At 68.6% G+C, this 14,376-nt stretch carries 14 protein-coding genes; 12 read left to right on the forward strand and 2 right to left on the reverse strand.

Features of this window, described 5'->3' with window-relative positions; translation table 11 throughout:
* The first annotated feature begins 29 nt into the window (after positions 1-29).
* The 10 genes from BMW54_RS09290 (at position 30) to ispA (ending at position 11,123) form a co-directional block, all read left to right on the forward strand.
* Entirely contained in the window at positions 30-602 is a 573-nt protein-coding gene (locus BMW54_RS09290; protein ID WP_090054825.1) for a nitroreductase family protein, read from the forward strand.
* Entirely contained in the window at positions 599-1,489 is an 891-nt protein-coding gene (locus BMW54_RS09295) for a 5'-3' exonuclease (protein WP_256374578.1), read from the forward strand. Before BMW54_RS09290 ends, BMW54_RS09295 begins: the two co-directional genes overlap by 4 nt.
* Positions 1,490-1,556: 67 nt before the next feature.
* Entirely contained in the window at positions 1,557-2,141 is a 585-nt protein-coding gene (locus BMW54_RS09300; RefSeq protein WP_175472820.1) for an NUDIX hydrolase, read from the forward strand.
* Between the two features lie 70 nt (positions 2,142-2,211).
* Complete coding sequence (dnaE, locus tag BMW54_RS09305) at positions 2,212-5,757, forward strand: DNA polymerase III subunit alpha (protein WP_090054829.1); 3,546 nt, start codon at positions 2,212-2,214, stop codon at positions 5,755-5,757.
* A 387-nt stretch (positions 5,758-6,144) separates the two neighbouring features.
* On the forward strand, positions 6,145-6,765 hold the full coding sequence (locus tag BMW54_RS09310; RefSeq protein WP_090054830.1) for a hypothetical protein: 621 nt from the start codon (positions 6,145-6,147) through the stop codon (positions 6,763-6,765).
* A 130-nt stretch (positions 6,766-6,895) separates the two neighbouring features.
* Entirely contained in the window at positions 6,896-7,855 is a 960-nt protein-coding gene (locus BMW54_RS09315; RefSeq protein ID WP_090054832.1) for an acetyl-CoA carboxylase carboxyltransferase subunit alpha, read from the forward strand.
* A 65-nt stretch (positions 7,856-7,920) separates the two neighbouring features.
* The gene (locus BMW54_RS09320) at positions 7,921-8,664 is read left to right on the forward strand and encodes an NYN domain-containing protein (RefSeq protein ID WP_090054833.1); all 744 of its coding nucleotides are present in this window, start codon (positions 7,921-7,923) and stop codon (positions 8,662-8,664) included.
* Positions 8,661-9,947 (forward strand): tRNA lysidine(34) synthetase TilS, encoded by a 1,287-nt coding sequence (gene tilS, locus BMW54_RS09325; protein WP_090054835.1) that lies wholly within the window; start codon positions 8,661-8,663, stop codon positions 9,945-9,947. Before BMW54_RS09320 ends, tilS begins: the two co-directional genes overlap by 4 nt.
* Positions 9,948-9,979: 32 nt before the next feature.
* Positions 9,980-10,240, forward strand: coding sequence for an exodeoxyribonuclease VII small subunit (locus BMW54_RS09330; RefSeq protein WP_090054838.1), 261 nt, complete (start codon positions 9,980-9,982; stop codon positions 10,238-10,240).
* Positions 10,221-11,123 carry a (2E,6E)-farnesyl diphosphate synthase gene (gene ispA, locus BMW54_RS09335; protein ID WP_090054840.1) on the forward strand — a complete coding sequence of 301 codons (903 nt, stop codon included), beginning with the start codon at positions 10,221-10,223 and terminating at the stop codon, positions 11,121-11,123. Before BMW54_RS09330 ends, ispA begins: the two co-directional genes overlap by 20 nt.
* A 134-nt stretch (positions 11,124-11,257) precedes the next feature.
* On the opposite strand, the gene BMW54_RS09340 is transcribed toward ispA, so the two are convergent.
* Both BMW54_RS09340 and pmbA read right to left on the reverse strand, forming a co-directional pair.
* On the reverse strand, positions 11,258-11,662 hold the full coding sequence (locus tag BMW54_RS09340) for a DUF4870 domain-containing protein (protein ID WP_090054842.1): 405 nt from the start codon (positions 11,660-11,662) through the stop codon (positions 11,258-11,260).
* A gap of 80 nt (positions 11,663-11,742) precedes the next feature.
* Entirely contained in the window at positions 11,743-13,092 is a 1,350-nt protein-coding gene (gene pmbA, locus BMW54_RS09345; RefSeq protein WP_090054843.1) for a metalloprotease PmbA, read from the reverse strand.
* A gap of 120 nt (positions 13,093-13,212) precedes the next feature.
* On the opposite strand from pmbA, the gene BMW54_RS09350 reads away from it, so the two are divergent.
* Entirely contained in the window at positions 13,213-13,458 is a 246-nt protein-coding gene (locus BMW54_RS09350) for a DUF1653 domain-containing protein (protein ID WP_090054844.1), read from the forward strand.
* Positions 13,455-13,994, forward strand: a complete 540-nt coding sequence (gene yjgA, locus BMW54_RS09355) for a ribosome biogenesis factor YjgA (RefSeq protein WP_090054845.1) — start codon at positions 13,455-13,457, stop codon at positions 13,992-13,994. The genes BMW54_RS09350 and yjgA overlap by 4 nt, the downstream gene beginning before the upstream one ends.
* The last annotated feature ends 382 nt before the right edge of the window (positions 13,995-14,376 follow it).

Consider the following 14,376-nt stretch of genomic DNA (forward strand, 5'->3'; position numbering starts at 1 on the left):
GCGGTGGCCGGCGCGTGTAAAATGCCCGGATGACCCTCAACGACCTGGCTTTCCTCGATTCGCGCCGCTCCGTGCCCTCGCGACAGCTCGGCGAACCGGCCCCCGACGACGCGACGCTGCGCCGGCTGCTCGAATCCGCCCTGCGCGTTCCCGATCACGGCAAGCTCGCACCATTCCGCATCCGCATCCTGCGCGGCGAGGCGAAACTCGCCTTCGGTCGCAAGCTGGCGAAGCTCGCCGCCGATGCCAATCCCGACATGTCCGACGCCAAGCGGGACAAGGAGCAGCGCCGCTACGAACACGCGCCGCTGGTGCTCGTCGTCACGACGAAGATCGACGGCGACAGCAAGGTGCCCGCGCTGGAACAGGACCTCGCCGCGGGCTGCGTGGCCTACAACATCCTGCTCGGCGCGCAGGCCCTCGGCTTCGGCGCGCAGTGGCTCACCGGCTGGGCGGCGTACGACCGCGACGTGGCGAAGCTGCTCGGCATGAAGAAGAGCGAGCACGTCATCGGCTTCATCCACGTGGGCACGCCCACGATGGACGCACCCGAGCGCGAGCGTCCGTCGTACGACGACATCGTGAGCGTGTGGTCGCCGTGAGCGGCGATTCCCTCGTCCACCTGGTGGACGGCAGCCTCTACGTGTTCCGCGCCTGGCATTCCATGCCGGACGAATTCCACGATCACGAGGGCGAGCCGGTCAACGCGGTGCACGGCTTCACCCGTTTCCTCTGCGAACTGCTCGAACGCAGCCGTGCCGAGCACATCGCCGTGGCGTTCGACGCCTCGCTGACGACGTCGTTCCGCAATGCGATCTACCCGGCGTACAAGGCCAACCGGGAGCTACCGCCGCCGCAACTCGTACGGCAGTTCGCGCTGTGCCGCGAGATCGCGGCCGCGCTGGGCCTCACGGTCCTGAACGACCACCAGTACGAAGCCGACGACCTCATCGGCAGCGCGCTGTGGGGCCTGCGTTCGCACGGGTTCCGGGGCGTGATCGTCTCGGCCGACAAGGATTTCGGGCAGCTGCTCGGCGAGTTCGACGAGCAATGGGATTTCGCGAAGAACGTGCGCTGGGGCGCCGCGGGCGTCTTCGAGCGCCTGGGCGTGCATCCACACCAGGTCGCCGACTACCTCGCCTTGTGCGGGGACGCGGTCGACAACATCCCCGGCGTGCCCGGCATCGGAGCGAAGACCGCGGCCGCGCTGCTCGCGCACTTCGGCAGTCTCGACGCGATCCTCGACCGCATCGACGAGGTGGCCTTCCTGCGCATCCGCGGCGCGGCGTCTTGCGCCGCGCGCCTTCGCGAGCATGCGGAACAGGCGTTGCTCTGCCGGCGGCTGACGCGCATCGCGCTGGACATCGCGGTCGCGGAGACGGCCGATGCGCTGAGCCGACGGGCCGGCGACGCGTCGGCCGTCGACGACCTCTGCGAGCGCATCCGCTTCGGGCCGCTGACGCGCACGCGGCTCCGCGCGCTGCTGTAACGCCCCAACGTCACACACCCGAGATACCCTTGGGTGGATACTTCGTCGCCTCGCCTGGAGCCCACCCATGCTGAAAAGCCCGCTGCCGCACGCCTCGCCCATCCCCGACGACGCCCACGCGCCCGAGGAAACCCTGTTCCGGGGCGACTGGCTGACGCTCAAGCGGCGCGGTCGCTGGGAATACGTCTCCCGCAACAACCCGCGCGGCGCGGTGATCATCCTGGCCGTCACGCCCGACGACAAGGTGATCTTCGTCGAGCAGTACCGCGTCTCGCTGCTGCAGAACACGATCGAGATGCCGGCCGGCCTGGTGGGGGACATCGCCGGTTCGGAAGAAGAGGACGTGCTGCTCGCCGCGCGCCGCGAACTCGAGGAAGAGACCGGCTACGCCTGCGGCCGCATCGAATTCGTGCACGAGGGCCCCTCGTCGTCGGGCATGAGCACCGAGATGATCGCGTTCGCCCGCGCGTGGGACCTGGAAAAGGTCGGACCGGGCGGTGGCGACGAGACCGAGAACATCACCGTGCACGAAGTGCCCCGCGCCGAGGCCGGCCGCTGGCTCTTCGAGCGCGCCAAGGAGGGTTTCTCGATCGACGCCAAGCTCTTCGCCGGCCTCTGGTTCATCGAACACCCCGACGCGCACATGCGCTGAGGCCCGTGTCAATTCTTGCCGAGACACCCCCTGCCGGTTAGCCTTCCCGGTGGCCTACCAGGCACCGCCCATGTCCGTCCGCTTCGCCCATCTCCACCTGCACAGCGAGTATTCGCTGGTCGATTCGACCATCCGCATCAAGCAGCTGGTCGCGGCATGCGTGCGTGCGGGGATGCCGGCGGTCGCACTGACGGACGAGAACAACCTCTTCGGGCTGGTGAAGTTCTACAAGCAGTGCACCGCGGCGGGCATCAAGCCGATCGCGGGCTGCGACATCTGGGTCTCGAGCCCGGACGATCCGCGCCCCTCCCGCCTCACGCTGCTCTGCCAGGACCGCGACGGTTATCTCAACCTCTCCCGCCTGGTCTCGCGCGCATGGCGCGAAGGCCAGGGCACCGGCCGCGCGCTCGTCGACGCCGCCTGGATGACGCCCGACACCGTCTCGGGCCTCATCGCCATCGCCGGCCGGGAAAGCGAGGTCGCGCGCGTGGCGCTCGGCACGGGGCTGCCGGCGGCGGGCCTCCGGCTCGGCATGCTCACGCGCCTGTTCCCCGATCGCCTCTACCTCGAACTCACCCGCACGGGCCGCGAGAACGAGGAACACTGGGTGCGCGCGGCCATGGCGCTGGCGGGCGAGCACGAACTGCCGGTGATCGCGAGCAACGACGTGCGCTTCCTGGAGCGCGAAGGTTTCGAATCGCACGAGGCGCGCACCTGCATCAACCAGGGCCGCGTGCTGGCCGATCCGAAGCGTCCGCGCGAGTACAGCGAAGAGCAGTACTTCAAGACGCCCGAGGAGATGGAGGCGCTGTTCGCCGACATTCCCGAGGCGCTCGAGAACACCGTCGAACTGGTCAAGCGCTGCAACCTCGAACTGACGTTCGGCACGTATTACCTGCCGAACTTTCCGGTACCCGAGGGCCACACGCTCGACACGTTCATCCGCGAACAGGCGCAGCAGGGCCTCGAGGAGCGCCTCGCGGCGAATCCCCTGGCGCCCGGGAAGACGCGCGAGGATTACCAGGCGCGACTCGATCGCGAGGTCGACGTCATCATCCGGATGGGCTTCCCCGGCTACTTCCTGATCGTGGCGGACTTCATCAACTGGGGTAAGCAGAACGGCATCCCCGTCGGCCCCGGTCGTGGTTCGGGCGCCGGTTCGCTCGTGGCCTGGGTGCTGAAGATCACCGACCTGGATCCGCTCCAGTTCGAGCTCCTGTTCGAGCGCTTCCTCAATCCCGAACGCGTGTCGATGCCCGACTTCGACATCGACTTCTGCATGGATCGCCGCGACGAAGTCATCGACTACGTCGCGCGCAAGTACGGCCGCGACCACGTCAGCCAGATCATCACCTACGGTTCGATGGCGGCGAAGGCCGTGCTGCGCGACTCCGGTCGCGTGCTCGGCATGGGTTACGGCCAGGTCGACCGCCTCGCCAAGCTCATTCCCAACCGGCCGCTCGACCTCACGCTCGGCGACGCGCTCGGCCGCACGGAGAAGGCGAAGAAGGAGCCGGACCGCATCGTCAGGGAGTTCTGCGAGGTCTACGACACCGAGGAAGAATCGCGCGCGCTGATCGATCTCGCGCTGAGCCTCGAAGGCCTCACGCGCAACGCCGGCAAGCACGCCGGCGGCGTCGTCATCGCGCCCACGCCGCTCACCGACTTCGCGCCGCTGTACTGCGAACCGAGCGGCGAAGGCGTCGTCACGCAATACGACAAGGACGACGTCGAAGCCGTCGGCCTTGTGAAGTTCGACTTCCTCGGCCTGCGCACGCTCACGATCATCGACTGGGCCGTGAAGGCGATCAACAAGCGCCGCGCGAAGGAAGGCGTCGAGCCGCTGGTGATCGAGTCGCTGCCGCTCGACGATCCCAAGGTCTACGACCTGCTGAAGAAGGCGCAGACCGTCGCGGTGTTCCAGCTCGAATCCCGCGGCATGCAGGGCATGCTCAAGGACGCGCAGGCCGACCGCTTCGAGGACATCGTGGCGCTGGTGGCGCTGTACCGCCCCGGTCCGATGGACCTCATCCCCAGCTTCTGCGCGCGCAAGCACGGCAAGGAAGCGGTGGAGTATCCCGATCCCCGCGTCGAGCCGATCCTGAAAGAGACCTACGGCATCATGGTCTACCAGGAGCAGGTGATGCAGATGGCGCAGATCGTCGGCGGTTACACGCTCGGCGGCGCCGACCTGCTTCGTCGTGCGATGGGCAAGAAGAAAGCCGAGGAGATGGTGAAGCACCGCGCGACGTTCCGCGAAGGTGCCGCCAAGGACGGGATCGACGGCGACAAGGCCGACGCGATCTTCGACCTCATGGAGAAGTTCGCCGGCTACGGCTTCAACAAGTCGCACGCCGCCGCGTACGCCCTCGTGTCGTACCAGACCGCCTGGCTGAAGGCGCACTACCCCGCCGAGTTCATGGCCGCGACGATCTCGTCGGACATGGACAACACCGAGAAGGCGGTCACCTTCCTCGACGAGACGCGCGCGATCGGCATCAAGGTGCTGCCGCCCGACGTCAACGCGTCCGATTACATGTTCGAGGCCGTCGAACCGCGCGTCGTGCGCTACGGCCTCGGCGCCATCAAGGGCGTCGGCCAGGGCATCTGCGAGGAGATCGTCGCCGAACGCAAGGCGCGTGGCCCGTATCGCGGGCTGGTCGACTTCTGCCAGCGCGTCGGCTCGAACAAGCTCAACAAGCGCGTGATGGAAGCGCTGGTGCAGGCCGGCGCGCTCGACGCGCTCGGCGAGAACCGCGCCACGCTCGTCATGCACATCCCCGAAGCGATGCGCGCCGCCGACCAGGAGGCCAAGAACCGCGCCTCGGGGCAGGTCGACATCTTCGGCAACGCGTTCGGCGCGGCCGAGGCACCGAGCATCATCGAGCTGACCGGTTCCGTGCCGGAGTGGCCGCTCGAACAACTGCTGCAGGGCGAGCTCGACACGCTCGGCCATTACCTGTCGGGGCATCCGACCGATCCGTGGAAAGCCGAACTCGGCCAGTTGTCGAGTTGCCCCATCGGCGAGATTCCGCAGCGTTACCAGCCGCCGAAACCGCGTCGCAACGACGACGACGAGAACGCCAGCCGTTTCCGTCGCGGACCGGAAACGCCGTGGACGGTCGCGGGCATGGTGGTCGGCGTGCGCAAGCGCGGCGAAAGCGACGCCTTCGTGCAGGTCGAGGACGCCACCGGCATGCTCGAAACCAGTTTCTTCCGTGAGGTCTTCACGGAATCGCAGCACCTGCTGACGCGCGGCACGATGATCGTGGTCGAAGGCGGGCTGCGCATCGACGACTTCGCGGGCGGCTATCAGTTGCGCGCGCGCAAGGCCTACGCGCTCGCCGACGCGATGGAGCATTTCGGCCGGTTGCTGACGCTCAAGCTCAACGGCGTCGGCCCCGATTTCCCGCGTCATCTGCGCCAGGCGCTGATGGGCTACCGCGGCGGGCGCACGCCCCTCCTGCTCAGCGGCTATCGCAACGCGGTGGGACAGGCCAGCCTCGAACTCGGCGACGAGTGGCGCGTGCGCGCCGTGCCCGATCTCGTCCGCACGTTGCGCACCCTGCCGGGCGTCCTGGGCACCGAACTGCGCATGGTGCGCCCGGCGGATTGATCCGGCGGTCGCCGTGGCGCGGAATGCGGGGGCTGTAGGAGCGGACCGGCTGTGGGAGCGGACCTGGCCGCGACAGCGTTTCGCGTTGCCCTTCGAGCTGGCGCGCAAGCTTGTGGACCGGGGCGAACAGCTGTCGCGGCCAGGTCCGCTCCCACAGCCTTCTTCGAGCTGGCGCGCGAGCCTGTGGACCGAGGCGAACAGCTGTCGCGGCCGGGTCCGCTCCCACAGCTTCGAGCCAGTCACGGCGGGGGGCGACAGAGTGCGTAGGACTATCGCTGGCGGCGTGTAGGCGGCGCCCAACGAGGATGACGGCTGAGCTTTAATCGGGGTGCGGAATCGGATTCCGCGCACGCACATGCGTTTTCCTCCCCCGTATGGATCCCCACGATGACCCTCAACGTTTCTCCCCGCCACCTCGTTCTGGCCGCGTTCTGCGCCACCAGCCTCGCCGGCACCGCGGTCGCCGGCACCCAGACCAGCAGCGGTTTCTCGCACATCGGTCCGTCGCCAGCCGGGCTGCCCTCGTGCAATTCCACCGAGATCTTCGACGCGTGCCGCCTGCCCGTGAAGCAGGGCATGTTCGATTCGCTCCAGGGCTGGACGGCCAACGGCATGGTGTCTCAGGGCAGCGACGCATCCGGCAACGGCTACGCGGCGATCCGCCCCGGCTCCAGCGTTCGGCAGGCGGTCTATGCCAGCTTCGGCACGCCGAACGAAGACGCCAGCTACGTCCTGCGCTTCCGCCTCCTGTCGGAGAGCCACGACGCCCCCGTGCGCGCGACGCTTTCCATGAGCAACGCGGCCGGCACGGATGTCGCGAAGCTCGGCGCCACCACGACCATGGCCCGCCACCACGAATGGACGGAAGTCGAACTCGTCGTGGACGGCAAGGCGTTCCGCCAGCCCGCCCACGTCATGATCGAGATCGGCAACGAAGACTCCGCCGCGACCGTCCAGGTGGACGATGCCTTCCTCGTGCAGTCCGCCGACGCCGAAGTCGGCCCGTAAGGAACGACCGGGCCGGCGAACCGAGGCCAATCAACCACTTAGTTCGCCGGCCCGCGTACCGTACCCTCGCGCACATGGCGCCGTTTCGCAGTTGGGTATAATCAGCGGTCTTGTCCGAAGCGCCGACTCCATGAATCCCAATTTCCTCGATTTCGAACAACCCATCGCAGAACTGGAGGCGAAGATCGAAGAGCTTCGCCATGCCAGCAGCGGCCAGGCGTTCAACATCGACGAGGAAGTGGGCCGGCTTCGCGAAAAGCTCAAGCTGAAGACCGCCGAGATCTTCCGCAACCTCACGCCGTGGCAGGTCAGCCAGGTGTCGCGCCATCCGGCGCGCCCTTACACGCTCGATTACATCCAGGGCATGTGCGAGGAGTTCCACGAGCTCAAGGGCGACCGCATGTTCGCCGACGACCAGGCGATCGTCGGGGGTCTCGCGCGCATCAACGGCCGCTCGATCATGATCGTCGGCCACCAGAAGGGCCGCGACACGAAGACCAAGGTCAAGCGCAACTTCGGCATGCCCCGTCCGGAGGGCTATCGCAAGGCGCTGCGCCTGTTCAAGCTGGCCGAGCGTTTCGAGATTCCCGTCTTCACCTTCATCGACACGGCCGGCGCCTGGCCCGGCATCAACGCCGAGGAGCGTGGCCAGTCGGAAGCCATCGCGCGCAACCTGCTGGAGATGGCCGAGCTGCGCGTGCCCGTGATCTGCACGGTCACCGGCGAAGGCGGTTCCGGCGGCGCGCTGGCGATCGGCGTCGGCGATCGCACGCTGATGCTCCAGTACTCCACCTATTCGGTGATCACGCCAGAAGGCTGCGCGTCGATCCTCTGGAAGAGCGCCGACAAGGCGAAGGATGCCGCGGAAGTCATGGGCCTCACCGCGCCGCGTCTCCTCGAGAACGGCCTGATCGACAAGATCGTCCGCGAGCCGCTGGGCGGCGCCCATCGCAACCCGCAGTCGATGGCCACGCGCCTGAAGGCCGTGCTCCTGAACGAGCTCGACGCCCTCGAAGCGCTGCCCATCGACACCCTGCTGGAGAAGCGCTACCAGCGTCTCCGCGGCTACGGCGCCTTCACCGAAGGCTGAGGCACGGGCCCCCGGTGCTCCGGCACCTGTACCATCGGCGGCATCACCGTTCACGGGATGCCGCCATGGCCAACGACGTCACCGACAAGCTCGCCGTCCTGATCGACGCGGACAACGCGCGCCCCGCCATCGTGGATGGCCTGCTCGCCGAGGTCGCGAAGTTCGGCACCGCGCACGTGAAGCGCATCTACGGCGACTGGACCGGCCCCAACCTGGGCGGGTGGAAGGCCGTCCTGCTCGACCACTCCATCCAGCCCATCCAGCAGTTCGCGTACACCTCGGGCAAGAACGCGACCGACTCCGCGATGATCATCGACGCGATGGACCTGCTCTACTCCGCGCGTTTCGATGGCTTCTGCATCGTATCCAGCGACAGCGACTTCACGCGGCTGGCCTCGCGCATCCGCGAGGCCGGGCTCACCGTCTACGGCTTCGGCGAACGCAAGACGCCACAACCCTTCGTCTCCGCCTGCGACAAGTTCATCTACACCGACCGCCTCGTCGGCACGGTGGAGAGCGAGCCGGAAGAGCCGAAGGCGAAGAAGACCGCGAACGAACTGCGTGGCGACACGAAGCTGATGAACCTGCTGCGCAACGCCATCGACGCCGCGTCCGACGAGAACGGCTGGGCGGCGCTCAGCACCGTCGGCGGCATCGTCAACAAGCGCTCGCCCGACTTCGACTCGCGTGACTACGGATACTCCCGCTTCAGCGGCCTGATCAACGCGATCGGCCTGTTCGACATGGAAGACCGCCAGATCGGCAACGGCAAGCATCCCTTCGTGCGCGTGAAGCCGAAGGCCCGATGACCACGCTCGTCGACCACCTCGACGCCGCGCTGGCCGAGCTCGGCGACGTACCGCTCGTCGTCGCGTACAGCGGCGGTCCGGATTCCACCGCTTTGCTCCACGCCCTCGCGGGACACTCGCCTCGGCCACGCCTGCGCGCGCTCCACGTCGACCATGGCCTGCATGCGGAAAGCGGCGTGTGGTCGCTGCATTGCCGGCGTTTCTGCGAGTCGCTCGACGTGCCCTTCGAAGCGATCCGTGTCACGGTGGACTTCAGCCGCGGCGAGGGCGTCGAAGCCGCCGCGCGCCGCGCGCGGCGCGCGGCCTTCGCCGGTGCCTTGCACGAAGGCGAGCGCCTCGTGCTCGCCCACCATCGCGACGACCAGGTCGAGACGGTGCTGCTGAAACTCCTGCGTGGCGCGGGACCGGAGGGGCTCGCCGGCATGCGCGAGCTGCGCCCGCTGGGTGCGGGCATGCTCTGGCGTCCGCTGCTGTCGCTGCCACGCGCGGCCCTGCTCGACCACATCGCCGGCGCCGCGCTGGATACGGTGCACGATCCGTCGAACGAGGATCCGCGGATCGCTCGCGCCTACCTGCGCGGAACGATCGTGCCGGCCCTTCTCGCCCATTGGCCGCACGCTGCCAGCAGCATCGTGCATAGCGCGCGGCTGTGCCGGGATGCCGCCGACCACCTGCGCGACGGCTGGATGGACGCGCTGGACGGGCTTCGCGACGCCAACGGCACCCTGGACGCCGCGGGGTGGCTCGCCCTGCCGCTGGCGCAGCGCGCTCCGCTGCTCGATCACTGGCTGCACGAGGCCGGGCTCGCCGCACCCACGACGGCGCAGCGCGAGACGCTCGAAGCGCAGGTCCGCGATGCCGCGGCGGAACGTCTGCCGCTCATCGGCTGGCAGGACACGGAGATCCGCGTCTGGCGCGGCCGGCTCTGGCCGATGCGTCGCCGCTCCGGGTTCGACGAGGAATGGAGCGGCGCCTGGCACGGCGAACCGCTCGCCCTTCCGGGTGGCGGCACGCTATCCCTCGGGGGCGCTCGCCTCGGCGAGGCGGTGACGGTCCGCTATCGACGCGGCGGGGAGCGCCTCCGCCCGGCCGGCGATCGCCACACCCGTGAATTGCGTGACCTCTTCCAACAAGCGGGCATCCCTCCCTGGGAGCGTCCGCGCATGCCGCTGGTCGAACGGGACGGACGCCTCGTCGCCGTGGCGGACAGGTGGCTGAGCGACGAAGGAAAAGCGCTGTTCGGCGAGGCCGGCGGCGCACCGGTGTGGCATCGCGACGATTGATCGCAAAGCCCATGTGAGCTACGTTTGCGGCCATGCCGAAGTCCCCCGCCACCCCCGCGCCCGCCTCGTCGATCGCCGAATTCGAGCACTCGCTGGACGAACTCGAACAGCTGGTCACGCGCATGGAAGGCGGGGAGCTCAGCCTCGACGAATCCCTGAAGTCGTTCGAACGCGGCATCGGCCTCTACCGGCACTGCCAGACGGCGCTGGAGCAGGCGGAACTGCGCGTGCGCCTGCTTCTCGACCCCGAAGCCCCCGACACCGCCGAACCCTTTGACTCCCGCATCGACTGACCTGCCGGCGCCGCTGAAGGCGCTGGTCGGCCGGGCCGACGACGCGCTCGCGCGCGCGCTGCCCGCCGAAGACCTCCCGCCCACCGACCTCCACCGCGCCATGCGTTATGCGGTGCTGGGCGGCGGCAAGCGGTTGCGCCCCCTGTTCGTCTACGCGGCGGGCCATGCGCTGGGCAATGACGGACCGCTGCTCGACGCGCCCGCGTGCGCCGTCGAGATCATCCACGCCTATTCGCTCGTCCATGACGACCTGCCCGCCATGGACGACGACGCGCTGCGCCGCGGGCGGCCGACCTGCCACATCGTGTTCGGCGAGGCGATGGCGATCCTCGCGGGCGACGCGCTGCAGGCGCTCGCGTTCGAGCTGCTGGCCATCGCACCCGAGGGCGACAACGCGCGTCAGCGCATCGCCATGCTGCGCACGCTGGGTGCCGCGTGCGGCGCGGAGGGCATGGCCGGCGGCCAGGCCTTCGACCTCGCGGGCGTCGGCCACAAGCTGTCGCTCGACGAACTGGAGCGCATGCACGCATACAAGACCGGCGCGCTGATCCGCGCCTCGATCCGCCTCGGCGCGCTGGCGGCGGGATGCGTCGACGAATCGATGTTCGCGCGTCTCGACCGCTACGGTCACGCCGTCGGCCTGGCTTTCCAGGTGCGCGACGACATCCTCGACGTCGAGGGCGAATCCGCCGTGATCGGCAAGACCGCCGGCAAGGATGCCGCCGCCGACAAACCCACTTTCCCGTCGATCATCGGGCTCGACGCGTCGCGCGCGCGTCTGGCGTCACTGGTCGACGAGGCGCTGGAGGCGATTTCGCCGCTGGGCCAGCGCGGTGAATGGCTCGCGGACCTCGCCCGCTATTCGGCCACCCGCGGACACTGATCCTTTCGCGCGTCACACGGTGGGAGCGGACCTGGCGGCGACAGCCGTTCGCGGCAAGCCATCGAGCTGGCGCGCAAGACCCGGAACAGAGGCGAAAAGCTGTCGCGGCCAGGTCCGCTCCCACAGGTTGACGGTCAGGAAATGAGCCGCAGCACCCAGGGGTAACGGTAGCTGCCGTTCTGGCTCACGCGGATCGCCGCGACGATGCAGAAGACCAGGTTGAACAGCCACACCAGCGGGGTCAGGAAGGCGCCGATGATGACGAACGCGAGCACCCAGCAGATCACGTAGCCGATGAGCACCGTGATCTGGAAGTTCAGGGCTTCCTTCGCCTCGGTCACCAGGTAGGCCTTGTCGGCCCGGTCCTTGTGCATCAGCCAGACGATGAGCGGGACGATGATGCTGAAGATGATCCCCGAAAGATGGGTCAGCATCGCGATGTTCTTGTCGTCGGTACTGGAAACGGCGGCGCCCGTCGGCTCGTAGGGCGGCGGGGCCGGCGGCGGCGACGGCGGGATCTGATCGGACGGCGTACTCATGGCGGAACTCCGTGGGCGATGTCGCGCCCACTGTCGGTGCCGCCCCGTCGCCTGTCAAGACGACGGAAGACACATGCCCGTCACTCGCCGGCGATCGTCATCTTCTCGATGAGCCAGGAGCCGGTGAGGATGTGCGACCGGCGGTCGACGTCCGCCCCCACGGCCACCAGGTTCGCGTACATGTCCCGAAGGTTGGCGGCGATCGTGATCTCCTCCACCGGGTAGGCGATCTGGCCGTTTTCGACCCAGAAGCCCGACGCGCCGCGCGAGTAGTCGCCGGTGACGATGGACACACCCTGCCCCATGACCTCGGTCACCAGCAGGCCCGTGCCGAGTCGGCGCAGCATCCCGGCGAAGTCGTCGTCGCCGGTCTTCACGTAGAGATTGTGGACGCCGCCGGCGTTGCCGGTGCTCGACAGACCCAGCTTGCGTGCCGAGTAGCTCCCGAGGATGTAGCGCTGGAGCACGCCGTCGACCACCAGCGGTGCGTCCACCGTCGCGACGCCTTCGGCATCGAACACCGACGAGCCCAGGCCGCGCGGCACGAGCGGCTTCTCGTCGATGCGGAACCAGGAAGGCAGGATCTGCTTGCCCGCGTGATCGAGCAGGAAGCTCGATCGCCGGTACAGCGAACCGCCGCTGACGGCGCCGAGAAGATGCCCGATCAGCGAACGCGCCACCTCCGGCGCGAACAGGACCGGCGCCTGCCGCGTGCCGAGACGGCGCGCGTCGAGGCGCGAGAGCGTGCGCTCGGCGGCCTTGCGACCGATCTCGGCGGCCGGCATGAAATCCTCGGCGCGGCGCTGGCTGTCGTACCAGTAATCGCGCTGCATGCCCTCGTCGTCGCCCGCGATCAGGGCCACCGACAGCGAATGGCGGGTGCCCCGCTCGCGACCGAGGAAGCCGTGCGAATTGGCGTACACCGAGAGGCTCTGCCCCGCGCTGACGCTGGAGCCGTCCGAATTCGTGATGCCCGCGACGGCCCGGCCCGCGTCCTCGATGTCCCGGCCGAGCGCGATCGCGCTGTCCACGTCGAGGTCCCACGGGTGCCAGAGGTCGAGGTCCGGGAACGCCGTGGCCATGCGGTCGGCGTCCGCGAGGCCGGCGGCCGGGTCTTCCTCGGTGAAGCGGGCGATCGCGCAGGCCTGTTCGATGGTGGCCTGGATCGAATCCGGGTTCAGATCGGCCGTGCTGGCGGAGCCCTTGCGCTGGCCGAAGTACACGGTGAGGGCGAAACCGCGGTCGCGCGTGTGCTCCACCGTCTCCACCTCGCCCAGCCGCACGTTCACGTTCAGCCCGACGTCGACGCTCGCGGACACTTCGGCCTGGGTCGCGCCCGCGGCGCGCGCCCGGCGGATGGTGTCCTCCGCCAGGCTGGCGAGGCGGTCGAGGTCCTGGTGGCTGGTGTCGAGGGCGGCAACTTGGCTCACGTGGGCTTCCCGGGGGCAGAGGGTTAGAATAGTCGGCCGTACGCGGCCATCCCCGGAAACATGGGGTCGCGTCGTCCGATCAAAAGCAATGCACCGCCCATGGTGCCATGGAATCCACGAATGAGCGTCCGTGTCGGCTACTACCGCCACTTCAAGGGCATGCCCTACCGCGTGCTGGGAACGTCCCTGCATAGCGAAACGATGGAGGAAATGGTGATCTACCAGGACCTCTACGACCAGCGCCGCCTCTGGGTGCGCCCCGCCGCCATGTTCGCCGAAACCGTCGAGCGCGACGGCAAGACGTTCCCCCGTTTCGCGTTCGAGCGCGAGGCGGACTTCCAGTCCATCACGGATCTTCTCCCATGAAGCCTTTCGACGACCGTCCGCGCGACGAGGACGACGAGGACCTCGGCCCCAGCCGCAGCGAAAAGCGCCGCAACGCGCTCGACATCCTCAAGCTGGCGGGCCAGCTGGTGGAGCTCCCGCCCAGCCGCATCCCGAAGCTCAACCTGCCCGAGGACATCGTCGACGAGATCGGTCGCACGCGAAAGGTCACCTCGCACATCGCGCGCAAGCGCCAGCTCGCGTTCCTCGCCAAGCAGATGCGCCGGCACGGCGACGAAGCGTTCGTCGACGCGCGCGCCGCGCTCGGCGAAGACCGCGATCGCCAGCGCCAGGAAGCCGCTCACATGCACCGACTCGAAGCGCGTCGCGAACGCCTGCTGGAAGGCGGCGACGTGGCCCTCGGCGAACTGTTCGACGAACACCCGGACCTCGACCGCCAGCACCTGCGCTCGCTCGTCCGCCAGGCGAAGTCCGAGCGCGAGGCGAACAAGCCGCTGCACGCCTTCCGCGAGATCTACCGGCTCCTGAAGGAACTCGAGGCGTCGGCTGGCGAATAACCGCGCAACGCCGTTGGGAGCCGGTGGGAGCCGATCGTATCGGCGATCCCGCGGCAGCGGGCACACTCGCGACACCCCACCCGCTTCGCGGGTATCGCCGATGCGATCGGCTCCCACCCTCCGGTAGACACGCCTCGCTCGCCGCGCCGAGGCGCCTCGGCTGGTTCGTGATCGACATCGAACTCCGGTCCGAAGCGCAGAGCCGGTGGGGGCGATCCCGCGCCAGCGGGCACCCTCGCGACAACCCGCCCGCTTCGCGGGTATCGCCGATGCGATCGGCTCCCACCCTCCGGTAGACGCGCCTCGCTCGCCGCGCCGAGGTGCTTCGGCTGGTTCGTGATCGACATCGAACTCCGGTCCGAAGCGCAGAGCCGGTGGGAGC

Source organism: Luteibacter sp. 329MFSha (assembly GCF_900111665.1).
Taxonomy (GTDB): Bacteria; Pseudomonadota; Gammaproteobacteria; order Xanthomonadales; family Rhodanobacteraceae; genus Luteibacter.

Excerpts from the sequence above, each read along its gene's own strand:
- tilS (WP_090054835.1), top strand. The coding sequence starts at position 8,661 with ATGACCACGCTCGTCGACCACCTCGACGCCGCGCTGGCCGAGCTCGGC.
- BMW54_RS09340 (WP_090054842.1), bottom strand. The coding sequence starts at position 11,662 with ATGAGTACGCCGTCCGATCAGATCCCGCCGTCGCCGCCGCCGGCCCCG.
- yjgA (WP_090054845.1), top strand. The coding sequence starts at position 13,455 with ATGAAGCCTTTCGACGACCGTCCGCGCGACGAGGACGACGAGGACCTC.
- BMW54_RS09300 (WP_175472820.1), top strand. The coding sequence starts at position 1,557 with ATGCTGAAAAGCCCGCTGCCGCACGCCTCGCCCATCCCCGACGACGCC.
- BMW54_RS09315 (WP_090054832.1), top strand. The coding sequence starts at position 6,896 with ATGAATCCCAATTTCCTCGATTTCGAACAACCCATCGCAGAACTGGAG.
- BMW54_RS09290 (WP_090054825.1), top strand. The coding sequence starts at position 30 with ATGACCCTCAACGACCTGGCTTTCCTCGATTCGCGCCGCTCCGTGCCC.
- BMW54_RS09330 (WP_090054838.1), top strand. The coding sequence starts at position 9,980 with ATGCCGAAGTCCCCCGCCACCCCCGCGCCCGCCTCGTCGATCGCCGAA.
- dnaE (WP_090054829.1), top strand. The coding sequence starts at position 2,212 with ATGTCCGTCCGCTTCGCCCATCTCCACCTGCACAGCGAGTATTCGCTG.
- BMW54_RS09310 (WP_090054830.1), top strand. The coding sequence starts at position 6,145 with ATGACCCTCAACGTTTCTCCCCGCCACCTCGTTCTGGCCGCGTTCTGC.
- BMW54_RS09320 (WP_090054833.1), top strand. The coding sequence starts at position 7,921 with ATGGCCAACGACGTCACCGACAAGCTCGCCGTCCTGATCGACGCGGAC.
- BMW54_RS09350 (WP_090054844.1), top strand. The coding sequence starts at position 13,213 with ATGAGCGTCCGTGTCGGCTACTACCGCCACTTCAAGGGCATGCCCTAC.